The organism is uncultured Shewanella sp., assembly GCF_947501225.1.
Lineage (GTDB): Bacteria > Pseudomonadota > Gammaproteobacteria > Enterobacterales > Shewanellaceae > Shewanella.
In genome coordinates this window covers 281470-306770 of the sequence record NZ_CANMUW010000006.1, presented here as the reverse complement: position 1 = coordinate 306770, position 25301 = coordinate 281470, and the positions used below count along the sequence as shown (strand labels likewise).

Here is a 25301-nt window from a genome sequence, read left to right as displayed (position 1 = left end):
ACCGGTAAATTCGGCTATAATAGCCACCACAAGATCCCGCAGACGCGGAATCATCGAGATAAAGAAATAAACATCATGATTAACAACGATATTTTACGCCGCTTACGTTTCGTGTTCGACTACCCAAATGCCAAGATGATCAAGATCTTCGCTAAAGTTAAGCATGAGGTATCTCAGGAGCAAATCATTAATTTGCTAAAGAAAGAGGCGGAAGAGGGGTATCAGCCCTGTAACGATAAGACCATGTGCCTGTTCCTCGATGGATTGATCATCGAAAAGCGTGGTCTGAGAGAGGGAGCGGAGATCCCAAAGCCGGTATCTCAGCTCAACAACAACCTTATCTTTAAGAAGTTAAGAGTTGCACTGGAGATGCGTGAAGATGACATCATCAACACTTTAGCGCTGGCCGACTTTAATATGTCTAAATCCGAACTCGGTGCCCTGTTCAGAAAGCCGGGTCATAAGCACTTCAAAGAGTGTGGCGACCAGGTACTGCGTAATTTCTTAGCCGGTTTGTCCCTTAAACATCGCGGTAAGTAGACTGACTGTCGAAGTTAAAACTAAAGCACAGCTCGGGCTGTGCTTTTTTGTCTCTGTGATCCAGAGTGTTTTAAACAGATAAGATAGAAAATAATCACAAAATTAGTCGGCTAAAAGGCAACAAAGATCACACTTTATGTTAATCTTGCTGGAGACAGATAACAGCATCCTAAATAACTAAAAATATCATAAAGGTTACCAATGGACGATCATAAACGCCCCCTCTACCTTCCCTTTGCTGGCCCCGCTATTCTCGAGGCTCCTCTGATCAACAAGGGCAGCGCATTTACCGATGAAGAGCGTGTTTTCTTCAACCTGGAAGGCCTGCTTCCCCATGTGATTGAAACCATCGAAGAGCAAGCCTCCCGAGCCTATGATCAATATACCAACTTCACTAACGATCTCGACAAACATATCTACCTGAGAAACATTCAGGATACCAACGAGACCCTATACTACCGTTTGGTTCAGAACCATATTACCGAGATGATGCCAATCATCTACACCCCGACAGTGGGTATGGCCTGTGAACGTTTCTCAAAAAACTATCGTCGTAATCGTGGTCTGTTTATCTCCTATCCAAACAAAGATCGTATCGATGATCTGCTGAATAACTCCACCCGTCAGAAGGTAAAAATAATCGTGGTCACCGATGGTGAACGTATTCTGGGTCTGGGTGACCAGGGGATCGGCGGCATGGGGATCCCGATCGGTAAGCTGTCGCTCTATACCAGCTGTGGTGGCATCAGCCCCGCGTATACCCTGCCTATCACACTCGATGTAGGTACAGATAACCCTAACCTTCTCGAAGATCCTATGTATATGGGCTGGCGCCACCAGCGTATTGGTGGCGAAGAGTATGCCGAATTTGTCGAAGCCTTCATGCAGGCAGTACACCGTCGCTGGCCGGATGCATTAATCCAGTTTGAGGATTTTGCACAGAAGAATGCGATGCCGCTGCTCGAGCGATACAAGGACCAATATTGCTGCTTCAATGACGATGTTCAGGGCACGGCGGCGGTAACCGTAGGTTCCTTGCTAGCGGCCTGTAAAGCGGCTAAAACCAAACTGAGTGAGCAGCGCGTCACCTTCCTCGGTGCCGGCTCCGCGGGCTGTGGTATTGCCGAGGCCATCGTGGCACAGATGGTGTCTGAGGGGCTCAGCGAAGAGCAGGCACGTGCACGGGTCTTCATGGTCGACCGCTGGGGCTTACTGCAAGATAATATGCCAACCCTGTTACCATTCCAGCAAAAGCTGGCGCAAAAATGTGACGACATCGAGAGCTGGGAGAACTTCAGTGAGAACATCTCACTGCTGGATGTCGTCAACAACGCTAAACCGACCGTATTGATTGGTGTGTCAGGTGCACCGGGGATCTTCAGTGAGGAGATCATCAAGGCGATGCATAGCCACTGCCCCCGCCCTATCGTCTTCCCGCTGTCTAACCCAACCAGCCGGGTCGAAGCCACTCCCAAGGATGTGCTGCACTGGACTCAAGGTCAGGCCCTCGTCGCCACGGGAAGTCCGTTCGAGCCCGTGGTCGTCGATGGTGATACCTTCGAGATAGCTCAGTGTAACAACAGCTATATCTTCCCGGGGATCGGCCTCGGCGTCCTGGCATGCGGTGCCAAACGGGTCAGCGATGAGATGTTGATGGCATCGAGCCGCGCACTGGCCGAGTGCTCGCCACTGGCACTGGAAGGCGAAGGCCCGCTGCTGCCACCGCTGGGGGAGATCCACAAGGTCAGTAAACATATCGCCTTTGCCGTTGGTAAGGTCGCCATCGAACAGGGACACGCCCTGCCCTGTACCGATGAGTTACTCGAGCAGGCCATCGAAGACAACTTCTGGACGGCAGAGTATCGACGTTATAAGAGAACGTCTTTCTAACTCTCTCTCTCGTCATCCTGAACTTGTTTCAGGATCCAGGTTCGAGGTTCGAGGTTCGAGGTTCGAGGTTCGAGGTTCGAGGTTCGAGGTTCGAGGTTCGAGGTTCGAGGTTCGAGAACAGCATAAAGCTACCGGTTAATATCGGTAGCTTTTTTTTGCCTTGGAATGACGGCTGGTTACATCTTCTATCTGTTCTTTATATTGGTAAGTATGTTGAAGCTTTTGCCTTCATGGTCATCTATTGCCTTCCCGACAGGGGTTATGCGCTCTTTACTTTGGGAGGCTTCTGCGAGCCGCAGGCTATAGATAACTCTGAAGCTACGGCACCCAGTAATCTGACTCAGTAGGTAGGCAACAGCAGTAAGGTACCTGCTGGCGGCAGATACAAAAAAGGCCATGGTTTCCCATAGCCTCAATCAGCACCCGGTAAAAGGATTAACACCTCATACTCGGGAGGTGACTACTCTCCTTCGACTACTTACCTTCAATAACCGCGCGAATGCTGTTGAGCAGGGCTCTGTCGGTGCGGGATTTCTTCAACTTCTTCGCGCTCTCTTTGAGCGACTCATCTGAGATGCGGGTAAATATACCGTTGTACTCCTTCTCATCGATGGCTTCATCGCTGTCGGCCATATCCGAGATATCCTGGGCGACACGACTTAGCTGCAGCCAGGCATTAGCGATATAGAAGCCGTGAAAGTCTTCTCTGGGCAGTAACGCCTTGGCACTATTTGGCAGCGCCTCCCACCCCTTGGCAAACTTCTCATCATTATCTTCGACTAGCTCATTACACAGGTTAGCATAGGCTTCCATCAGGTTTTCAGGGATCTGATCCATAGGAATCACTGTGTTACATACGTTCAATGAGACTTGCTCAACTCGTGCTTTATATTCAGGGGAGATATCAGTCATAGTTAACTCGGTGTCTTTTAAATTCATTCTGTTGAGTGCCGATTATCGGGCACAGATCGTTTGCCTATTGCATGCTTGTCGCTTGAAACATTCCACTCACACATAGGCGTAATTGCCATCTCCCGCAACCGGGGCGAGGGAGGTACCTTTATGGGGTTCAAAATAGATCCCGGATGACACACCGATAGCGGCGGCCACCAAGGCACCTTCGACATGATGCTTATCTCATTTCCGGCAACCCGGCTGTAACCAGGGTAAGCGACTCACTCATGTCCGGATAATAAAGCGTGCAGTTATACCCGCAGACAGGCTCAAATGCAAAAGTCTCTTACCCGGGAACCTCCCGACAAGACAAAAGTATACAACGGCCTGAAGGTGGGTGTAGTATTAGCCGACATAAAGCTCATTGATAAAAACCTAATTGATGGTTAATTAATACAATAAGTGCATGCGGATAGGGAAAACTGTATGCTATGTTTAAATGATGAATAAGATCAAAGGCATTAGTCCAATAAGATGAATAAACAATGGCTGAGCAGAGTATATTTTTTGCTGATAAGTTTCGGCCTCTGCTCTGCGCTTTTTTCATCTTCTCTGTTCGCCATCGAACAAACCGATATCGACAAGGTTTTTGACGAAATAGAGAGCGGGGTTGCAATCACTCCCGCCGAATTGACCGAAAAAATCCAGTATCTTAAAGCACGGATATCAATCGATAACGTCCCCCATTACTTCAGGCTACAGAGTGTACTTTGCTGGAATCATGACCCTACCGATGAAAAGCAGAGGGCAGAGGCGATTAAACTTGCCAATACCAACTTAACTTCCGAGAAAATTAGTCAGGTCCCTGAATTACTCACCGACATTAAACTTTGCCGTGCCTGGTTCTATCAACATCAGGGGCGTGTCGAGCAGGCATTGGAGGAGTACAACCAGCTGGTAGGAGACGCTTATCAACTGGAGTCACCTAAACTTATCGCCGATGTACGCAGCATCCGTGGTGCCATCTACTCGTTTCAGGGCAATTTTGCCCAGGCGCTGGAAGACTTGATCACGGCTCAGCACCTATATGACAGCCTGGAGCTGAAATATTGGTCCCTCTACAACCTAACAGAGCTGGCGACCAGCTATAGAAGGTTCGGTGACCCTCAAACTGCTATCAAGTATTACCGACAGCTCGAAGATAAGTTCATCGAACTCGGCGATATGAACTCGGCAACCGGCATATTGTCAGAGATGGCCATTGCGCTGGAGGAGCTTGGAGAGTATGAACAGGCGCTGGATAAATACCTACGGGTTTACAAGTATTGGACCGAACAGAGAAGCATCCGGGGGGCGAGCACTATTGCCGTCAATATGTCAGGAACACTGCTGAAATTAAACCGAATCGATGAAGCAAAGCAGTATCTGAATGAGGCGAATCAAACGATTAAACCGGATGATGAAGCCTTCTACAGTTTTATGAAGTTGTTCGAGGCTCAAGTGCATCTGATGCAGGCGGATCCCGCTCAAGCCTTAGTTGAACTCGAAGAGGCGAAAGCGGCGTTTTCCAGGGTTAAGAACACCCGGGGGATGGCGCAACTTCTTCTCCTGGAAAGCCAAACCTTCAGCACTCAACAGAATTGGAAGCAAGCCTTCGCCTCACTGGAGCAGTACCTTGTTCTGCACAACGAGTTGGATGCAAAGCTACAATCTAACCGTACCACAGAGATGCGCACCCGCTTCAATACCAAGCGGATTGAGACTGAAAATGAGCGTTTAGTCGAGCATCAGAGAATCAAAGAGCATGAGCTCGAGATTATGCAACAGAATAAACTGCTGCAATACGTGGTACTGGTGCTGGCATTCATTATCATCTTGATCATCTCCCTCTTTGCCTTCAAGCAGGCACAAAAGTCCAAGCTGCTGGAAGTGCTCGCCATGACAGATCACCTGACTCAGCTTCCTAACCGCAGGCATACGTACGCCACAGGTGAAAAGCTATTTTCAATTACACCACCTTCACTGGCGATCATTCTCTTCGATGCCGATAATTTCAAATCGATCAATGATAACTACGGCCATGACATAGGCGATAAGACACTGATAAAACTTGCAAAAATAAGCCGCGACCATATGAGAAAAAGCGATCTCGTTGGCCGGGTAGGCGGCGAAGAGTTTCTGATAATATTGCCTGATACCACACTCGAACAAGCCAGCGAGATAGCCGAGCGGCTCGTTAAGACGATTGCCGACACTGAGCTTAATGAGATAGCCGAAGGTTTTAAGATAACAATCAGTGCCGGTGTTGCCGCACAAGAGGAGGATAAGAGTTTCTCAGATCTGCTTCAACGAGCCGATAGTGCTCTTTATCGGGCCAAGTCTGAGGGAAGAAACCGGGTCATCAACAACACTGGCTTAACCGCTTCTGATACCAACAGTTCTAAGGGTTGATCACCTCTCCCGCCACAGTATCTCTGTCTCACCCGGTTCGCGCACCTCTTTGAACCAGCGGTGATAAAGTTTGCTGTACTGGCCAGAGTCTTTAAACCTAATGAGTGCCTCACTCCAGCGGGTTACCACAGATTCATCGGTTCCCTTTGAAAAAGCCAGATAGAGCTCGAGCTTTGAGATAACAAACACAGGCCTGACCCGCTCAGGATCTCCCCCTACCTTTGCCAACAAGCTGTTGACCGCAATATCGGCCTGACACCAAAACCGTACTCTGCCACGCATCAACTGCTTCGCATTTTGATGGGGAAAGCTGGCGATCAATAGCTGCTCTACGCCCGAGCGCCTCAACACCCCCTCTCCCAAAGAGCCGCGATATGCGCCGATTATTCCGGCCCTCTTCACCTGCTCCATTGAATCGATCTCGATCGTGTCTTCGGCTCTGGTATAGAGAGAGATATTACTCGTCAGAATAGGGCCAACAAAGTCAAACTGCTTTCGACGCTGCTCATCTACAGAGGTGGCAAAGAGGAGCACATTTGGAGTAGAGGTGGCGATCGCGAAACCTCTGGCCCAGGGAAGAACCTCGATCGGGTGTTTGGTTCCTATCGAAGCTTGCAAGTGATTTACCAGCTCGACAGCAAAGCCTTTTGCTACGCCCTCAACTTCATAAGATACCGGCTCCCAGGGCTCGGTGAGTAATCGTAACTCAGCCTCTGTCTGCCCGGCAACGGCCCTATTTCCGATACAATAAATAGCTAGCAGTGATGAACACAACACGAGCAAAGTTAACTGACCCAAACGCCCCATAAGACTCCAAAGTTACAAAACAACTCATCCATAAAAATCTCTCCGCCATAGTCTGAGACTTAGCTTAAGCTTCAAGCCAGACAGTATCAGTTTAAATCCGGTCAAGCCATAGCGAGCCACTCAAGCTGGCTGTAACCATTCCCCCATATTCTTGACTCAATATAGTAAGTTTAACCTATGCCCGAGTCTAAGCAGCCCAAAGCTGAAGTGGTAACTGAGTAACCCGTAAGTATAAAAGTAAGAGTACGGTAACTTTCAGACCGGTATTTGTAAAACCATAGCGATTTGCAGCGACATTAGTGCTCAAAGGAAGACAAAAATGAAATTTTTTGAATGATTTGTAAATCTAATATATTGCGACGATTTTATCGTAATGTTAATCTACGCGTTCGAATAGCTTCGTATAATCCCAATGATATGGTTTGGGAGTTTCTACCAAGAGCCACAAATTCTTGATTATGAAGTCTGTAACTTTATGCACTATCCAAAATATGTACTATTTCTATAGGTAGAACTGTTTAATTCAATTTATAGACTGCATTCATATTTAGGTACTATCCAATAAAGGTAGAGACTCATGAATTATTTTAACCTGCCCAAGATCGATCTACATTGTCACTTAGACGGCAGCGTCCGCCCGCAAACAATTATCGATCTCGCACAAGAGCAAAACATCCCTCTACCAAGCCAGGATATCAATGAGATCAACTCATTAATGATAGCGCCTGAGACTTGTCAAAACCTTGAAGAGTACCTGATGCGTTTCGACCTGCCCCTGTCAGTTATGCAGACCGAAGCCGGAATTGAGCGTATCTCATTTGAGCTTTTTGAAGATGCAGCCAGGGAAAACGTAAAATACTTCGAGGTCCGTTTCGGTCCGCAACTGCATCAGCAGCAGGGTCTGAGTTTCGAACAGATCATCAACAGCGCCGTCAAGGGTATGCAGCGCGCCGAAGCTCAATATGATATCAAGGGAAATTATATCCTCTCTATCTTAAGAACCTTTGCCAAAGATAACATCAATGCCGTTATCGATGCCGGCACGGATTTCTTAGGTAAAGGGGTTGCCGCTTTCGATCTCGCCGGTGCAGAGCTACCGGGCTTCTGTCAGGAGTTCATTCCCTATGCAAAATATGCAAAAGAGAAGGGTTACCACATCACCATACATGCCGGTGAGCAAGGGGTTGGCCAGAATGTATATGATGCGGTATCACTGCTTAATGCCGAGCGCGTCGGTCACGGCATCCATATCACAGGCCATCAGGGCGCCTATGACTTAGTCAAACAGCACAACATCGGCTTAGAGACCTGCCCCAGCAGTAATATCCAGACCAAAGCGGTGGATAAGTTAAGCGAGCATCCGTTTAAGGCGTTCTATCAGGCCAACCTGCCCACCACCATCAATACCGATAATCGCACCGTGTCTAACACCACTATGACCGATGAGGTGCGTAAGGTAGTAGAGGAGTTCAATCTGAGTCGTGAAGATTACTTCAACATCTACAGGATCAGTGTCGAGCAGGCGTTCGCCTCCGATGAGGTCAAACAACATCTGCTGCAGTACGCCGAATAACTTATAGGTCTAGCAAGCGGTCTGCCAATAGAGGGAAACTCATGAAGGGTTTCCCTTTTTTATTGCAAGTGCAACTGCCGGCGGTGAGCAGGCGCAGGCTTTACAGCAGGGTTACCCCCCTGTCTTAGCCGCCACCTCTCTCGAGGGAAGTGTCGGATACTGCCCCATGCACAGTATGAGTATACAGGCAACCACCATGGTGCCTGACATAATCCACAGCACCTCGGTGTAACGACCCAATCGGTCATAGGTCAATCCCATAATCAGAGGGCCTATACTGGCGCCCAACTTGAAGCCGGAGTAGCCGTATCCATAGATGACGCCGAATGAGCGTTTGCCGAAATACTGAGTCGTGAAATATGCCATCACATCAAACTCTGCACCGATGGCAATACCGATGAGGCCGGTTGATATCGCCGCCATCTCTCCGGTGGCCCCCATGGCAAATGCTGCCAGACCGACAACCGGACTTAGCATGAAGATGGCCACCACGTAAGGCGCGAAGAACTTATCCATCAGATAGCCTGCAACTAATCGCCCTGCGACTATCGAGATCCCCAGGTAGGCAAAGGTCTCCACGGCCTCATGCAGGCTCTCTCCCCTGTCCATCATCATAGGCACCAGATGAACCAGCACAGTAGAGGTGGTCAACCCCGTGATAATAAACGAGCCCACCATCAACCAGAATGTTCTGCGCCCCAGCGCCTCTTTAGCGGTAAAACCCAGCTTGAAATTTTCATGACGATTCAGGGGAAGCTTAGCTTTCGCCTCCTCGTCCATTGGCATACCATCTGCCGCTAATCCCCTATCCCGGGGTTTATCGGCAACGACTAATCTGGCAATCGGCCAGACCAGCAGCACAATCAACCCACCGATGAAGAGGTACGCCTCTCGCCAGCTATAGTGCTCGATGAAATAAGACACGATAAACGGCACCAGGGCGGTCCCCAGCCCCACACCGCTCAACCCTATTCCCAAGGCAAGTCCGCGCCTCTTATCGAACCAACTCACAAGCAAGCGGGAGTATGTGAGTGGTGCCGTACCTGCCCCAAGGAGTGGGATAAGAATACACATGGCATAGAAGTGCCAAATTGATGGAGTGAGCAGCGACATGGAGGCCATGACAAGGCCAAAGACAAAGGTGGAGGGTAGCAGGATCTTCTTAACCCCGTACCTGTCTACCAATCCACCCGCATAGGGAAAGAAGAGAATAGCCGTGATACCTATGACAGTAGAGCCAAAAGATATCTGACCCCGCGTCCAACCAAAGCTCTGTTCGAACTCCTTGATGAATGCACCGAAGGACATGGTCATCACACTGTAACCCAGAGATAAGCCTATGATTGAAAAGAGGACAATCCACCAGCCATAAAAAATAATAGGGGTACTCGAAGCGTTGACACCACTCCTGTCCGAAAGCGAACAAGCTAAGGCGATATCGTTTTTGCTTGCAACTGCTCCACTGTGTTTACTGTTATTGCCTTTCAAACCACAACCTGTTCACTGAGAAAGAGAGCGAAATATCCAAAACGGCTTCACATAGGGAGCATTCGCTTAAACAATCATGCCAAAAGAGCATTAAGAATATATGAATTACAATCACATTACATGGGTTATCTCCAGAGCTTTAGTCGATAGCATAAATACTGCTATCATATAGCTGTTCACCTTTGCCAATAGCCCTGAAGTTATCTATGTCAGACACACCCCTTAGCCAACCTTATACACTCTCACCTGGCGATCTCACCAGGCTTGCTATGCAGATCAAGCAGTGGGGGCGGGAGCTTGGCTTCGCTCAAGTCGGAATTTGCGACACAGATCTGACAGCTCAGGAACCTCAACTGCAGCAGTGGCTCGATGAAGGGTACCATGGAGAGATGGGATATATGGAGAGCCATGGCATGATGCGGGCTCGCCCCGGTGAGCTTCATCCGGGCACAATCAGAGTGATCTCCGCCCGCATGGATTACCTGCCCCCCAAAGCTGGGTTTGCCACCAACTTAAGCGACCCGAATCTGGCCTATATTTCACGATACGCCGGCGGCCGGGACTATCACAAGATGATCCGCAACAGGTTGAAAAAGCTGGGGCAGATGATAGAAGCTGAACTGGTCAAACTGGGAGCCAGCAAGCCAGGTTTCAGACCCTTTGTCGACTCGGCTCCGGTGCTGGAACGCCCCCTCGCCGACAAGGCCGGACTGGGCTGGACCGGAAAACACAGCCTGTTGCTCAATCAGGATGCAGGTAGCTGGTTTTTCTTAGGCGAGCTCTTCATAGACCTGCCTCTGCCTGTCGACATTCCGGTGTCAGAGGGGTGTAATACCTGTGTTGCCTGTATCAAGTCATGCCCCACCAACGCAATAGTCGAACCCTATATTGTCGATGGTCGCCGCTGTATCTCCTATCTGACGATTGAACTACAGGAGGCTATTCCCGAAGAGTTCCGGCCACTGATCGGCAATCGTATCTACGGCTGTGATGACTGTCAGCTTGTTTGCCCGGTTAATGCCGGGGCACCACTGACCGATGAGAGCGACTTCCACACCCGCGAGCCACTTCAACAGCCTGAGTTACTGGAGCTGTTCAACTGGAGTGAATCGCAATTTCTCAAGCTCACCGAAGGCAGTCCCATCAGACGAATCGGACACAAGCGCTGGCTGAGAAATATTGCCATCGCACTGGGTAATGCTCCGTGGTCAGAAGCGATCATCACCGCCCTTAAAGAGAGAAGAGAGTCAGATGAAGTGGATGAGATGGTTATCGAACATATCGATTGGGCCATCGAGGTGCAGCAGATGAAAGATGCAGGCTCAGACAGACTCAGCCGAAAGACCCAAAGGGTCATACGCAGTGTAGAGAAAGGCCTGCCAAGGGATGCTTAAAGAAGTGCTAAGCTCAAGAAAGAACAAAGACAGCGATAAGCTATAAGTTCAAAACTAAACAATTGTAATCAACTTAGCGACCAAGCGAACCGCTTAATCGCTTGCAGTTACTTATGACTTAAAACTTATCACTTAAGGCCTCTTAATCTTCCGGCTCTTCTAGTGTAAAACCTATCTTCAGTGTCACCTGCCAGTGGGCAATTAGCCCCGCCTCCAGATGTCCGCGGGTCTCGACGACCTGAAACCACCTGAGGTGTTGTAATGTCTGGCCTGCGGTCTTAACGGCATTCTTTATCGCCTCATCGGAGCTGATTGGCGATGTTCCGACTATCTCAATGATTTTATATGTATGGCTCATATTGAATCCCGGGATTAGAGAGTATATTCAGTAAATTAAGTATAGAAGGGATATCTCAACCTGCTCACCATAAAGGCCATATTTGTCACAGATTTCAGTTTATTTTGGAAAGAAAGGTTCCGGGTTCCGGGTTCCGGGTTCCAGCAGCTTCAATCATTTCACCACCCAGTCCATAAGTTCTGAGCCGTTAAACAGCTTCGCGGCTAAAGCCCGCTCCTACAAGGTCTAGCCTGTCGTCTATGAAACGATGTCCAGAGCCATAGTCTCAACACTAGTCTTTACATACCACTTAAAACTTACCGCTTATAACTGACTCATCTCCTCCAATATCTTATCCGCGACCCGAAACGCGTTGGCATAGATGGTCAGTGTCGGGGTAACTGAGCCACCATTGGGCATAAAGCTGCCATCGGTCACATAGAGATTATCGCAGTCATGTACCCGGCAATTTCTATCCAGCACCGAGGTATCCGGGTCATTGCCGAAGCGGCAGCCCCCCGCAACCAGATTGGAGGTGGGCGAGGTAAACACATTGCCCCAAGCCTCGTCTGCCCCCATGGCCTTCATCACCTCTACGCCGCGGTCGACCAAATACTGCGCTACCTTCTCGTCGTGGGGGTGAAAACCGGCACGCACCTTAGCCACAGGTTGATCCCACTTGTCCCTCTCATCAGGGTCTAAGCTGACATAGCACTCATCGTTTGTCAGCCAGTCACAGAACACCTCGAACTTAAAATCTTTCGATTGGGTAAAGTGCGACTTTATCTTCTGCTTCAGCGGCGTGCCCCAGAGCAGGTTATCTCCTTCCCACTTCAGCCCCGCCGCCTCGGCCGTGGGAGATGGCGGATCGAACACAAAATCTAAGGTACCGCCCTTTATCGGTTTATCAGAAACCGACCTGTCATCGATCACATACCAATCCTGCAGGGCGCGATTAAAAAACGGTCCCCGAATCTTGAGCTGTTTAGCTTCGGGGTCGGTGAGCTTGTTGAGCTTAAATACGCCATGCCCCGTCCCGCCGGCACAGCAGTGCAGGTTTTTACCAACCTGTCCCCTGTTGTTACCTATGCCATCGGGGTGCTTATGACCCTTTGAGCTTAATAACAGACGCGCGCTCTCGATAGCGTAACAGGCTACCACGAAGACCTTAGCCCGCACCCGTACAGAGGCGCCATCTTTGTCAAAGTAATCGACAGAGCTCACCCTGCCATTTTCATCGCTGTTGAGCCGATATACTTTCGCCTGGGTGATAACCTTGCAATTACCACCTGCAACGGCGTCATCTAACAAGGCTGCCCGGGAGCTGCCCTTGGCTCCGGAATGACAGCCATAGCTACCGCAATAGCCCGAATACTCACAGCTCATGCGGCTATTAAAGGGCACCGACAAGATAGCCCGCGCCATGGGAAGGGGGTGGAGTTTAAGCTTCCGACAGGCTAAGTCGAACCTCTGCGCCACCGGATGCTCGGCAGTGGGAGGAAAGGGAAAGTCTTTGGTCGAACGCGGCTCAAGATGGGGGTGTTGAACCACCCTGCCCGATACGCCGACAAGCTGCTCAACCTTAGTGTAATAGGGCTCTAACTCATCATAGCTAATCGGCCAGTCGACGGTGTTGGCCCCCTCAATCTCACCATATTCACTGACTAAGCGAAAATCCTCCGGCTTGAGGCGATGAAAGTAGCCACTCATAAAGTTAGAGGCACCTCCGACGATATTACCGCCCCAAAACTGTGCGGTGGTATCACGCGACCAACTGCCATCACCGTTGGGTTCCTCTAAGGTATGACGCTCGTCCCTGAATTGAGATCTAAATACCCGGTGGCGTCCCAGTTGCTCATCTTTGAAGAAATCACTCTCAGTGAACCACTTCCCCTTCTCGAGCACACCGACCTTGTAGCCCGCCTTAGCGAGCTCATAAGCCACGGGGCCACCACCTACGCCACTGCCTACGATACAGACATCAAATTCGTGTGTTTTTTTCATATGTTATCCGGCCTAATCCTGAAACCAAGCGGAGCTAGATTAACTAAAATCTAATTAGCTAAAAATCTAAATAGGTTTTCCCTTCGACGGGGCGGGGAAAGCCTGGTTGATGTTCGAGCCACTTCCACCCAATGCCATCCGGGTTACCACCATAGATGGGGTCGAGTGTCAGTGATTCGAGCAGATAGTAGAGCAGCAGAGATAGCCAATTTTCACCGGCTCTGGTTTGAGATATCTGCCGCATCACAGCATCCTGTGCAGCCGGGGTTAACTTTACAAAGCTCTCCCCCTGCGTACTCTTTGACTGCTCCTCTAACCAGCCTACGCCTCTTAAAATGAACGCCTTATCGCCATCGGCAACATTATCCGGCTCCTCCAGCGCCCAGGTCAGATACCTGAACCCATTGAGCTGCCTGGCCGAAGGGCCGTCACCATCATCGGGAAACAGCTGCTGCTGCACCGCCTCGATAACGGCGCGGCTGTGGGCATCAAACCCACCCTGTGCCTCCCCCGTGGATGACACAGGATCCTGTGCCAATGCCACATCGGGTTTGGTTCCAAGCAGAGCCAGTAACACGGCCGCGGCTCCCGTCTGCCGCAAAAAAGCACGTCGATTGAGGCCTGAATCATAGGCACTGACATATTCGGGTTTAATCGAGCCCTTCTTACACTTGGCCTCTGCGGCAACGCAGAGCCCCTTACCATCAGACGATGATACTTTAAGCTTCTCCCGTACACATTTTTCTAGCCGGCTCTTTTCTAGCATAGGCTCTCCTTTTCACACGCCACGCCGGCCAGGGACACGGCATTATCCTCGGTAGCTGAGAGACGATTCCAGCGCTCAATGTTGGCCGCCAGTGTATGGGTGATGCCATCGACCTGCCTAATCACACCGTTTATATCGATAAGAAAACTGGTAGGCGTACCGATCACGCCGTACCTGTGGGTGACATCGGCATTATCGTCGAATGCTATGGCGTAATTAGGCTCGAACCGGGCCTGAAACTGAGATATCTCGGCTAACGAATCGCTCCAGCCGGTGTTGATAGCCAGCAACTCCACCCTCTCACCAAACTCACGTTCGATGGCTATCAGATCCGGTACCTTCTTCATACAATAGCCACACCAGGTATTCCAGAACACCAGATAGACGGAGCGTTTCCCCCTGTAATCGCTCAGGGTGAAAGTGCTGTTATCGGTCTGTTTTAAGGTAAAGTCGGGGGCTCTCTCCCCGACACTTAAGGGCTCGGCATTAATACAAAACGTAAGGGTTAAGGCAAAGAGCAGCGCCACGACCTGACTAGCCGAGCGGCGTAACTTAAACAGTGATGAGATGACCCTATACATATAACAGTTCCTCAGCCCTATATCGAAAATACCCAACCCATTAAAAACACCCGACCGCGACATCGACTCAGCTATCACTATAGGATAAACCCAAAACCGACAACCTTGCAGCTACATTCAATTAACAGACCGTATTCATCTACAAAATAATTCATGTTAAATCACTTTTCGGTGAAAATTTGATTCAGAACAAGTTTTAACCACCCACCCAAGGTAGCTTGTCATCATTAACTCCCCACGGACAGAGACGATGAAACCGAAACCTAATCTGAATGAAAGTAACGAGGTCGCAATTATCGGTGGGGGAATTATCGGACTCTGCAGCGCCTATTACCTCCACAAAGCCGGTAAAAGGGTCACTGTGATAGACAAAGGCGAGATTGGCAAAGGCTGCTCCTTTGGTAACGCCGGCTACATTACCCCCAGCCATTTCATTCCGCTACCTGCGCCGGGTATGATACTCAAAGGACTCAAATGGATGTTAAACCCGCAGAGCCCCTTCTTCGTGCGTCCGAGCCTCAATCCCGGCTTTCTGCACTGGCTCTGGTCCTTCGCAAAAAAATGCACCAAACAACACACCTTAGATAGCCAAGAGGCTATCTTAGATATCAACCTTAAGTCATTAGCCCTTTATAAAGAGCTCCATGATGAAGATGCACTGGAGTTTCAGTTTTATCACCGGGGGCTGTTAATGCTCTATAAGACGGAGAAAGGCTTACGGGATGAGGCTGAAACGGTCAGACAGGCCAATATGTTGGGCATTAATGCCAGAATGCTCGGACCCGATGAGCTTAAGTCTCTGGAACCCGATATCGACTTCGATGTTATCGGCGCCGCTCATTATCCGGAGGATGCACACATAGCGCCCCATGAACTGCTCAGCAGCTTAAGAACCCACCTCGAAGATGACGGGGTTGAATTTATCGAGCACGCCGAGATCACGTGCTTTAATACCGGCTCGCTTTCGGGCGATGAAGCGATTGCAGGCTGCGCCGGACAGGACAAACTGATCTCGGCAAACTACATTAAAGACGACAAAAAAAGGGTCATCAACGCCGACGAGTTTATACTTGCCAACGGTGCCTGGTCGGGAGAAACGGCAGCTCGCTTAGGCTTGAAGCTCCCCGTTCAGGCCGGAAAGGGGATCAGCATCACCCTGAGTAACAGCTCAAATGAACCGAATACTCGCGCCACTTTTGAGTGTAAGACCCCCTTCATTCTCAGCGAGGCTAAGGTCGCGGTCACCCCTTTCAAGAATGAGATCCGCTTCGGCGGCACAATGGAGCTAGGAGTGCTCTGTGCTCAACAGAGGCCGGGGATCAATCCATCGAGAGTCAAAGGCCTGCTCAAATCGGCCGCTCGTTACCTGCCCGGCTTCGACGGGGATGGTATCGACCAAAATCAGTTCTGGTCGGGCTTACGGCCCTGCTCTCCGGATGGGTTACCTATCATAGGTCGCTACCACCAATACGCTAACCTGACGGTGTCGACAGGCCATGCCATGATGGGGTTAAGCCTGGGGCCTATCTCCGGAAAGCTGGTGAGCGAGATAATCACAGATTCAAAAACCAGCGTCGACCTCACCCCTTTCGATCCCAATAGGTTTCACAGCGGAAGAAAATAGCTTAATCTGGAGGTGTCATCATCACAGCGAGCCATTGCAGCGAAAAGGTATGAAGAGAAAAATAGCATTCACCCTCTGCCTGTTAATTATGATGAGTGCTATCGCTTATCATTTTCTGTCACCTAAGGTCGTACTTGAAAACCGTTCGGATAAGCGCTATTCCGCCTTAAACTTCTCGCTGCCATCCAGCAAGGTCTCCTTCTCATCCATCACCCCCAGAAGCCGTCAAACCATCTACTTCTCTCCACAGAAGCAGCTTGGCGTCATCACCTACAGGCTCTACTCCGATTCGGGTGATGTCGTGGCGCAAGGGCAGTTGAGTTATATCGGTGACGAAAGCCCGTTAGCCGAGCTGGGAAATACTCTCAGCTTCATCATCAATGAAAACTATGAGATAAGTTTTACCACCGACTAGAAAAGACGGGGCGGTTGTCACCATATCGGTTTTCTGCCGATGACATTGAGCCACCAGAGTGGAAAACTTAAACGATGGCAAAACAGAGGATGAGACCGATGCGGCGTCCGTTTTGAACACCGCATCGAACAGATAATCACATTTATGCAAACAGCATTCGCCACCACATACCCGGCAGACTGGTAAACCCTGTGGTGTAGTGCTTCAGCTCTCCATCTTTAAATACCATGATGGTCGGGGTCAGTTGTACCGACCAGGCTTTGGCAATGCTGTTACTCGAGTCATTAAGCACCTCGAACTCATACCCCTTATGTTTAAGGTACCTGACCATCTTATCATCGCTCCCCGAGTTCATCGCCACCGTCACCACAGGGTAGCGGGTCGCTAATATATCGACAGCCGGACTCACCAGGTTACACACAGGGCACCAGCTGCCCCAGAAATAGACCAGTACGGCCTGATCTGAGCTAAGCGCGGCGATATCCACACTCTCCCCGCTCAGGGTGATACCCGAGATACCGGGAAGCGTGTCTTCAGGGATGTCCCGCCCCCGCCACATATCCAGTCCGGCACTGAACACCATGGCAAATAGTATCAACACAGCAAGCTGCTTTCCCCAGCCCAGAACACGCCTTAAAAATGTGGGCTTGAGCTCCGCATCTTCTTGCCTGTTTTCGACGCCGTTATCGGCACTGTTATTATCGCTCATCGCCACTCTCCCTCAATACAGCCCTTAGGCTTAGCCCTTAGCCAAAAGCTCCTCTTCGAGCTGCGCCTTAAGCTGCTCGTAGGTGACGAGCCCGGGGATCACCTTATCTCCGAAGATCATGCTCGGCGTCCCGGTTAGCCCTAACTCTCTCATCAGGGAGACATTATCCCGCACGGCTTTAACGACACGCTCGTCCCCCTTACCCAGCCACTGCTCGGTATCCGTTAGCTTAGCCACCTTCTCTATGGCAGCACTATCGAGCCTGCGTGGACTGGACATCAACATATCCTTCAACTTGCTGTATTTTTCAGGCTCGTTTAGCCACACCTTCTGAGCCAGCACGACCGCTTTCTGAGAACCCTCCCCCTGAAGTGGCACCATCTTAGTGATGACCTTCAGCTTTGGATAATCTTCGATTAACTTCTCCAGTGTCGGCTCGAGTTTCTTACAGTAGGGGCAGTTAAAGTCGGTAAAGTAGACCATAGTGAGTTCAGGGTTCTCAGACCCTTTCCACGGATCGGTTTGAGCCTCAAACAACTCCTGCTTATGCTGCTCGACCAGACTATCTCTGACCTGATTCATCTGCTCCTCTTCACGAAGTTGCAGCGCGATAATGGCCTCTTTTAACAGCTCAGGGTCGTTGACCAATGCATCTTCAACGATCTCCCTGATCTCCACTCTTTGCTCATCGGTGAAACTGTTGTGATCTGCATGGGCAAGCTGACTGGTCATCAGCTGCGATGAGAGTACAAACACCGCACCGGCAACTGTGGTCAGCATGGCAAATCTGGCCTTACGGGACTGAAACAACCTGTCGGTAACGCTTAATAAACGTGATATAACTTTCATGATATTCCTTTGCTGTGCAAGGCGGCTTGATCGCCCTGCACACGCAATTATTCAATTTAGCGATTGACGATAAGCTCTATGAGCTTCAAAAAACGTCCTAGTTGTAACTTCTTTGGTCCGACGGATTCGCCGCCATGGCTCCCGAAGAGGCTCTTTCAATCGCCGACAAGACCTCGGCGCTACTTAAGATCTCCGGTAAGGCTATCCCCTGTGGTGCATTGGGACCATAGACCACATTAAAGGGCACGCCGAAACGGTTATGGCGCTGCAGGTAGCTGGTGATAGGGGCCGAGGGTTTAGTCCAGTCTCCCTTCATGATCACCATATTCTCCTGCTTAAGCTCGCTATAAACCGGGTCCTGCAGTATCACACCCGCCTTATTGGCCTTACAGGTGATACACCAATCCGCCGTCACATCGACAAACACCGTCTTGCCATTGGCAACCTGCGTCGCGATCTCGGTTTCATTCAGGGGAGTCCATACCAGATCGGTCGGCAGAGGTCTGGCCCACTGCTCAGAGGTCATAAAGGCCGTCACTGAGCCGAACAAAATCGCCAGACTCACGCTCGCAACCACGGCCGGAGCACCATGCTTCTTCGCCATAAACAGAATAAACAACAGCACCAATAACCCGGCTAATACCCATAAAATACCCGAAGCGATAAAGTTGCTGAGCAAAGTGATTAACCACAGGCTGGTTAGCAACAGCATCACCGAGAAGAACACCTTGACGATATTCATCCAGCGACCGGGTTTAGGGAAGTAATTAGCCACCTGAGGAAACAGCGCGACCAATAACCAGGGCAGTGCCATACCGACGGCCAGAGCGGTGAAAACAACAAACAGAGTTAACAGATCTGCACCCAGGGCAAATGCCACCGCCGTCCCGAGGAAAGGCGCACTACAGGGTGTCGCCAGCAGGGTCGCAAACATCCCCTGCAGAAAATGTCCCCGGTTATTGTTACCGCCTGTGGTCGCCAGCTTAGTCTGTAAACCGGAGGGCAGGTTAATCTCAAATGTACCCAGCATGTTGAGGGCGAAGAGAGAGGTCACTATGGCCATAAAGCCGATAAACCAAGGGTTCTGGAACTGAACGCCCCAACCGATCGCCTGCCCGGTTAGTTTCAGCACTATGATGAAGCCGGCCAGCAGCCAGAATGAGACCAGGATCCCTAAGGCAGATGCCACAAACTGCTGACGTATCTCGTTACGCTTAAGCTCGGGAGCGGCGATTATTGTGCTCAACTTCATCCCCAGTACCGGAAGTACGCAAGGCATGACATTCAATATCAGGCCACCTAACAGCGCAATAAATAGCACCTTCATCAGTGACAGTTCATCTTCAAGCACCTGAACCGGTATCACTTCATTTGAAAACTCCAGCGCCTGCTGTGTATCAACGATAGTGACATTGAGCGTTTTCCCCAGTAGTTCGGGAGCGCCCAACCAGCTCTTTCCATCGAAGATTGCAATGAGCTTAGTCAGTCCACTGTTACTGTCAGCATCACTCTCCCTCTTCTTGAGAGAGGTGAGGGTAAATACCGTATCGGGCTCGCCATCTATCAGGATCTCAGGTTGTCGCCATTGACCCGCATCGAGCTCAACCATCAGCTTACTCTTAGCGCTGTCCCAGCCAATTTGAATAGGCGAGTCGGCACCGTTTTCGACCTTTTGCGGCACCATAGAGAGGGCTTTGTTGTAGATGAACATCGCCTCACTGTCGGCACTTAACTGAGAAGGGATGACATCCAGTGACACCTCATAATCGGTAAGCACACATACGGTGGTGCACGATGACAGAGTGACCTTTCCCCTTAAGTTAGTGACTGCATCGCTATTGTTGACCGAAAGCAGCAGAGGAAAGCTGACATGTTCTCTATAGCCCCAGGTCTGCAGTCCCATCAGGGAGAAGTGTTCCGGTACAGGCCAGGACCAGTCGACACTCTCCAGGTTGGTCGACTTATCCCACTTTATTCCCGGAGCTATTCCCCCCTCCCCCGGGCTGCGCCAGTAGGTTTTCCAGTCATCCTCTAACTTTACCTCGAGTACGGCAGGCATGGTTTTAGTGGCAGGATCAAACTCACCGGTCAGCATAAACCTGAGTTTCACCGGCGGGTGGTTAGGATTTTCAATCCAGGGAGTGGATTGCGCAAACGCCGAGCTCGATAACAGGATCAAACAGAGCGCGAATAGATTTTTTAGATACTTCAAGTTCATCTCCATTGCGTAGCTAATACACAATAAACAGAGTTAATCCAATCGATGGTGACTGGCTTTGAATAAGCATGCACTCAGTAACAAGTGCTTTTAAATAGCTGGCTTTAAATAACAGCCTTAAACACAGTCTCTTATTTACGGGCACCGCGACCGACAACAGCCGGGATCACAGGCAGACCGACGAAGCCGCAAAACGCCTCTACTCCTGAAAGCGACAGAAGGTGAGATGAATTCGCCGAGATCTGAGAAATGAAGCATTCCTGGGAGCCTGGTTTAATATCCTGACAAGCGAAGGAGAGAGGGGAAGCAGAAACAGTAAAACCAATAGCGCGGCGACACTCGTATCTTCCAGGCATAAACGCATCGACTTTTCAGAGAGTTCACAGCGCTTAAATTCGAAACTTCCTGCCTGGGAAGAGTCGGCATCTAAGGACTGTGACGCGCCAACGCTAAACTCGCTACTGCCTCCGGCAGCCTCCGTTTCGAAAGCCCCTGCATACAACACAGATAACGGCCCAGCCGTCCCCCCTTGAGCTTTGCCTAAGTTAGCAGCCAAGTTGAATAACCCACTATTTTGAGCCAGGCAGAACAGCGTTAAGACAGTGACCACTATCGCCGTCCATCTGGTGCCTGCACGCTTAGCAAATGCCTGAGTGATTATCCTCTCCTGAAGAATGTATAGGTACTGTTTTGTCCATGGAGATATGACCGGGTTAAGCCGACATTAGTTCACCGAAATCGGCATTTTTTCCTCTCCGCAACCATAAACGAATAAAAAACCAGCTATTGCAGAAATAATATCCATCGCTTAGGTTATCTTTAAAAGAGCATAAAAATTCACCAGCGCACCAACTATTTTGATCCTTTGTCTCTGGTTGGTCGTTAATCTACTAAAATCTATATAAAAAGAGAAAGCAGAAAAGAGAACAGATAACCGCATAATCACTCGAACATGCCAAGAGCCGGGCAGCGGGTTAAACTTCATCAAGGAGATGGTATGAGCAATCCTATCGTTGCAGATAACAAACCTAAGAAAGTCGAACTCACCAAGGGAAAAGAGTACTACTTCTGCGCCTGCGGAAGATCCAAGAGCCAGCCTTTTTGCGATGGCTCCCACGCGGAAACCTCCTTCAAACCTAAAGCCTTTATTGCTGAAAAAGAGGGCGAGGCATACCTGTGTGCCTGCAAACACACGGGCAACGCCCCCTTTTGCGACGGCACCCATAAACAGTTCACAACTAAACAGGTCGGCAGCGAGGGGCCCGGGCGGACTATTGCAACCGATAAAGACAGCGCCCCCACGGCAAAGGCCACTGTTGAGGAACCTACCGTCGAGTTTATCCACCAACTTGCCAGAGATGGCTTGACCAAGCTTGGTCACCACGGTCCCATGACCTCCATGGGAGTGCCCCGCCATGAGCTGCCCCACTGGGATGATATTCAGATCATGACGGCACAGATGGCGACAAAACCTCTACAAGAGGATGAAGTCGTCTCCACCGAGCTGATCATCGGGCCTCAGGCAAGGAAACCACTGAAATTGAAAATCCCCCTGTTTGTCTCCGACATGAGTTTCGGCGCCCTGTCTGAAGAGGCAAAGACGGCGCTGGCAAGGGGCGCAGAACTGGCTGGCACAGGTATCTGCTCGGGAGAGGGAGGCATGCTGCCCGAAGAGCAGGCCGCCAACTCCCGCTATTTTTACGAGCTGGCCAGTGCACAGTTTGGCTACAGGGAGGAGCTGCTGCACTCGATACAGGCCTTCCACTTTAAGGGCGGCCAAGGGGCTAAAACAGGCACCGGAGGACACCTGCCCGGTATCAAGAACCATGGCAAGATTTCACAGGTCAGGGGCATTCCCGAGGGAGAGCCCGCCATATCGCCGCCAACGTTCAGGGAACTTAAAAGCTCATGCGACTTCAAACGCTTCGCGGACCGGGTACGCGAGGTCAGCGGCGGTGTGCCGGTCGGATTTAAACTCAGTGCCAACCATATTGAACGCGATATTCAGTTTGCCCTCGATGCCACCGCTGATTACATCATACTCGACGGACGAGGCGGCGGAACGGGAGCCGCTCCCGAGATGTTCCGGGACCATATCAGTGTTCCCACCATTCCGGCGTTGGCCAGGGCCAGGCGCTATCTCGATGAGCAGGGGGCGACAGGAAGGGTCACCCTGATAGTGACCGGCGGACTGCGAGTGCCGATGGATTTCGTCAAAGCCATGGCCTTAGGTGCCGATGGAGTGGCTATCTCCAACAGTGCGATGCAATCTATCGGTTGCGTCGCGGCGCGCATGTGCAACACCAACAACTGCCCCGCCGGTATCGCCACCCAAGATGCCGACCTGCGCCAGCGACTCAACGTAGAAAAATCATCACAACAACTGGCCAACTTCTTCAATGCCTCAATAGAGCTGATGCAGGTGATGGCCAGAGCCTGCGGTCATCACAACTTGAGCGATTTCAACAAGGATGATCTGGCTACCTGGCACAGAGAGATGGCACTGTTATCCGGAGTTAATTACGCGGGATTCACGAAGTTGGATTAGCCTCTTCAGCGATAAGCTGTAAGTTATAAGTTGTAAGTAACAGAGCGAGAATCTGACTTTTCTCGCTTTGTCCTCCGGGGCTGGTAGCTCATCGCTTCTTTGTCTTAGCGTTTACTTACCACTTACAGCTATCTCGGCTCTGTCTCTAACTTATAACTTCTTTACCCACCCTTCTCTCAACTTCTCAGCCTCTCAACTGCCTGTCCCCGATCTTTTAACTGCCAGCCTGCTTGGCATTGATCAAATTGGCTGGTTCGCATACAATAATGAGCCACAACACCAAGTGAGCCACACAAAGGATATTATGACGACCTATCTTTACACCCGCTTTTCCCCCAGGAATAAAGCGTATCCGGAGCAGCTCGCAGCCCTGAGAGCATTGGTTCCTGATGCTGAGCACTTTCAGGACAAGGTACGTGGTGACGTTCCTCCGATGGAGCGAGCGGCGTTTAGCCAGCTATTTAGCTCTCTCAAATCGGGTGATAGGGTCATCATCTGGTGGCTGACCGATTTTGGTCATGATTTCAGTCAAACACTGCAAGTCATCACCAGCTTGCTGGAAAAAAGGGTGATATTGCAGACTGCCTGTGAACCGCTGGAATTTGAAGCCGAGTCTGCTCATAGCCAGGCTCTGCTGACGCTCATATCGGGTTACGGAAAGGTACAAACCCAGCGTCGCCTGTTCGCCGCAGAGCAGGGGAGAAAGGCACTCAAAGAGAAGCCTGAACTGTGGAAACAAAGATTCAGCGGCAGACCGGCAAATAAAGAGAAGCATCGGCAGATAGCCACACTGTTACTCGAGGGGGAGACTCTACAAAGTGTTGTAGAGCGGTGCGACGTCAGCCTGTCCACGGTTAAAAGGGTCAAGGCCAGGCTGAATGAATTTGATGATGAAGGCTGCTTGAGACGCAGAGGCAAAGCACACTCATCTTCGGGTGATGCATCGTGAGCAGGGCAATTGAATTTAAAACAATTCTACTGGCGTGTTTAATCATCAGTGTCGGGCAATTTAGCATGGGGCTGGTATTTCCATCACTCCCATGGATAGCCAAAGACTTTGCGGTGTCCCATGAAGAGGTTCAGATACTGGTCAGTATCTACCTGCTGGGATTTGGCCCGTCACAGTTTATCTATGGCCCGATCTCCGATGCGCTGGGGCGCAAGAAGGTATTATTGGTTGGACTCACAATCGCCATGATAGGCCTGTTGATGATCATTTTTTTCAGCCATTCGTTTACCACAATGGTATTTGGCCGCTTCCTGCAAGGTCTGGGTACAGGATGTTGTGCCGTATTGGTACGAGCCTCTATACGTGACAGCTTCAGTGGTGCACAGCTCCCGGTTGCAATGTCCTACATTGCAATGGCCGCATCCATCACACCTCTGCTGGCTCCTGTTATCGGTGGCTTCATCAACTTTCACTTTGGCTGGAGTATGGTGTTCATCTCCTTATTGGGTTATCTCTCTATCGTTTGGGCGGTCATTGCATTGAGATTCCAGGAGACCGTCGGTCAAACCAGCGCGCTCCCATCTCCAAAGAAGATGTTACAGCAGTATTGTGACCTGCTCAGCTCACGTTACTTCATGAGTTTTGCCAGCATAGGTTGGCTGAACTTCAGTTTGATGATCACCACCATTTCTGTGATGCCTTTCATCATGCAAGACCAAATAGGCATGACATCTGATAAATATGCGATCTGGGCGTTGCTCCCCGCGCTCGGGATGTTAGCAGGTGCCGGGATCTGTAATCGTGTGCGCCCCATTATAGGGAGTAAGAAACTGCTGCTATATACTCCTGCGCTACATGTGGCGGCTGCGCTGTGGTTATTCTTCTGTCCACTGGAACCGTTATACCTGATGCTGGGACAGCTATTGATGATCCTGGGCAACTCTATCGCCCTGCCTTGCGTGCAAGCCATGGTGATGCAGCCATACAGGAAACAGGCGGGAGCCGCAGCGGCGATGTCCGGAGGCGGACAGATGGTGGTCTCCTCTATCCTCAGCATGGTGCTGGTGCATTTAGGCTTGAGCCAGGCATGGCACCTTTCTTTGATCATTGTCCTCTTTGCCGCCATTACGCTCGCTAATGTGCTGCGCGGCTTTGCCACCCCCGAAGCCCAGCAGCAAACCGCAGCAACTTAACAGCTCAACCTATCAAAGATGAAATGACTGTCAGTGAAAGACAGAGGCTAGAGACTCGAACCTCGCAGCTC

At 50.4% G+C, this 25301-nt stretch carries 21 protein-coding genes and 1 riboswitch; of the genes, 10 read left to right on the top strand and 11 right to left on the bottom strand.

Going from position 1 to position 25301, the window contains the following annotated elements:
- The first annotated feature begins 75 nt into the window (after positions 1–75).
- Positions 76–540, top strand: a complete 465-nt coding sequence (locus Q1B47_RS11650; RefSeq protein WP_299793531.1) for a DUF1456 family protein — start codon at positions 76–78, stop codon at positions 538–540.
- Positions 541–741: 201 nt separating this feature from the next.
- On the top strand, positions 742–2430 hold the full coding sequence (locus tag Q1B47_RS11645; RefSeq protein WP_299793528.1) for an NAD-dependent malic enzyme: 1689 nt from the start codon (positions 742–744) through the stop codon (positions 2428–2430).
- Between the two features lie 474 nt (positions 2431–2904).
- Here the strand turns inward: Q1B47_RS11645 and Q1B47_RS11640 are convergent, their stop codons facing one another.
- Positions 2905–3342, bottom strand: a complete 438-nt coding sequence (locus tag Q1B47_RS11640; protein ID WP_299793615.1) for a DUF3069 domain-containing protein — start codon at positions 3340–3342, stop codon at positions 2905–2907.
- A 516-nt stretch (positions 3343–3858) separates the two neighbouring features.
- Between Q1B47_RS11640 and Q1B47_RS11635 the strand changes: the two genes are divergently transcribed.
- The gene (locus Q1B47_RS11635; protein ID WP_299793525.1) at positions 3859–5775 is read left to right on the top strand and encodes a diguanylate cyclase; all 1917 of its coding nucleotides are present in this window, start codon (positions 3859–3861) and stop codon (positions 5773–5775) included.
- On the opposite strand, the gene Q1B47_RS11630 is transcribed toward Q1B47_RS11635, so the two are convergent.
- On the bottom strand, positions 5776–6582 hold the full coding sequence (locus Q1B47_RS11630) for an ABC transporter substrate-binding protein (RefSeq protein ID WP_299793522.1): 807 nt from the start codon (positions 6580–6582) through the stop codon (positions 5776–5778).
- A gap of 379 nt (positions 6583–6961) precedes the next feature.
- Positions 6962–7061: riboswitch (purine riboswitch) on the top strand.
- Between the two features lie 98 nt (positions 7062–7159).
- Between Q1B47_RS11630 and add the strand changes: the two genes are divergently transcribed.
- On the top strand, positions 7160–8155 hold the full coding sequence (gene add / locus Q1B47_RS11625) for an adenosine deaminase (RefSeq protein WP_299793520.1): 996 nt from the start codon (positions 7160–7162) through the stop codon (positions 8153–8155).
- Between the two features lie 111 nt (positions 8156–8266).
- On the opposite strand, the gene Q1B47_RS11620 is transcribed toward add, so the two are convergent.
- The gene (locus Q1B47_RS11620) at positions 8267–9643 is read right to left on the bottom strand and encodes an MFS transporter (protein ID WP_299793518.1); all 1377 of its coding nucleotides are present in this window, start codon (positions 9641–9643) and stop codon (positions 8267–8269) included.
- 206 nt (positions 9644–9849) lie between these two features.
- Here Q1B47_RS11620 and queG point away from each other — a divergent pair, with 206 nt between their 5' ends.
- Positions 9850–11037: a tRNA epoxyqueuosine(34) reductase QueG gene (queG, locus tag Q1B47_RS11615; RefSeq protein WP_299793516.1), complete on the top strand. Its 1188-nt coding sequence runs from the start codon at positions 9850–9852 to the stop codon at positions 11035–11037.
- Between the two features lie 142 nt (positions 11038–11179).
- Here the strand turns inward: queG and Q1B47_RS11610 are convergent, their stop codons facing one another.
- The 4 genes from Q1B47_RS11610 to Q1B47_RS11595 all read right to left on the bottom strand — a co-directional run bounded on the left by Q1B47_RS11610 (position 11180) and on the right by Q1B47_RS11595 (position 14725).
- Positions 11180–11395, bottom strand: coding sequence for a dodecin (locus Q1B47_RS11610; RefSeq protein ID WP_299793514.1), 216 nt, complete (start codon positions 11393–11395; stop codon positions 11180–11182).
- A gap of 303 nt (positions 11396–11698) precedes the next feature.
- Positions 11699–13378, bottom strand: coding sequence for a GMC family oxidoreductase (locus tag Q1B47_RS11605; RefSeq protein ID WP_299793512.1), 1680 nt, complete (start codon positions 13376–13378; stop codon positions 11699–11701).
- A 58-nt stretch (positions 13379–13436) separates the two neighbouring features.
- A complete protein-coding gene (locus Q1B47_RS11600; RefSeq protein WP_299793509.1) occupies positions 13437–14144 on the bottom strand; it encodes a gluconate 2-dehydrogenase subunit 3 family protein in 708 nt (235 codons plus the stop codon).
- Entirely contained in the window at positions 14138–14725 is a 588-nt protein-coding gene (locus Q1B47_RS11595) for a TlpA disulfide reductase family protein (protein WP_299793506.1), read from the bottom strand. The genes Q1B47_RS11600 and Q1B47_RS11595 overlap by 7 nt, the downstream gene beginning before the upstream one ends.
- 250 nt (positions 14726–14975) lie before the next feature.
- Between Q1B47_RS11595 and Q1B47_RS11590 the strand changes: the two genes are divergently transcribed.
- A complete protein-coding gene (locus Q1B47_RS11590; protein WP_299793504.1) occupies positions 14976–16349 on the top strand; it encodes an FAD-dependent oxidoreductase in 1374 nt (457 codons plus the stop codon).
- 49 nt (positions 16350–16398) lie between these two features.
- Positions 16399–16764: a hypothetical protein gene (locus Q1B47_RS11585; protein WP_299793502.1), complete on the top strand. Its 366-nt coding sequence runs from the start codon at positions 16399–16401 to the stop codon at positions 16762–16764.
- 142 nt (positions 16765–16906) lie between these two features.
- Here Q1B47_RS11585 and Q1B47_RS11580 read toward each other — a convergent pair whose 3' ends face one another.
- From Q1B47_RS11580 to Q1B47_RS11565, 4 genes are all read right to left on the bottom strand, one after another.
- Positions 16907–17347: a protein disulfide oxidoreductase gene (locus tag Q1B47_RS11580; RefSeq protein ID WP_299793613.1), complete on the bottom strand. Its 441-nt coding sequence runs from the start codon at positions 17345–17347 to the stop codon at positions 16907–16909.
- A 156-nt stretch (positions 17348–17503) separates the two neighbouring features.
- The gene (locus Q1B47_RS11575; protein WP_299793500.1) at positions 17504–18322 is read right to left on the bottom strand and encodes a DsbA family protein; all 819 of its coding nucleotides are present in this window, start codon (positions 18320–18322) and stop codon (positions 17504–17506) included.
- 97 nt (positions 18323–18419) lie between these two features.
- Positions 18420–20546, bottom strand: a complete 2127-nt coding sequence (locus Q1B47_RS11570; RefSeq protein WP_299793498.1) for a protein-disulfide reductase DsbD domain-containing protein — start codon at positions 20544–20546, stop codon at positions 18420–18422.
- 193 nt (positions 20547–20739) lie between these two features.
- Entirely contained in the window at positions 20740–21150 is a 411-nt protein-coding gene (locus Q1B47_RS11565) for a hypothetical protein (protein WP_299793495.1), read from the bottom strand.
- A 387-nt stretch (positions 21151–21537) separates the two neighbouring features.
- Here Q1B47_RS11565 and Q1B47_RS11560 point away from each other — a divergent pair, with 387 nt between their 5' ends.
- The 3 genes from Q1B47_RS11560 (at position 21538) to Q1B47_RS11550 (ending at position 25230) form a co-directional block, all read left to right on the top strand.
- Positions 21538–23088, top strand: coding sequence for a glutamate synthase-related protein (locus Q1B47_RS11560; protein ID WP_299793492.1), 1551 nt, complete (start codon positions 21538–21540; stop codon positions 23086–23088).
- Positions 23089–23392: 304 nt separating this feature from the next.
- Positions 23393–24037 (top strand): recombinase family protein, encoded by a 645-nt coding sequence (locus Q1B47_RS11555; protein WP_299793490.1) that lies wholly within the window; start codon positions 23393–23395, stop codon positions 24035–24037.
- Positions 24034–25230 (top strand): multidrug effflux MFS transporter, encoded by a 1197-nt coding sequence (locus Q1B47_RS11550; protein WP_299793488.1) that lies wholly within the window; start codon positions 24034–24036, stop codon positions 25228–25230. Before Q1B47_RS11555 ends, Q1B47_RS11550 begins: the two co-directional genes overlap by 4 nt.
- Positions 25231–25301 lie beyond the last annotated feature (71 nt).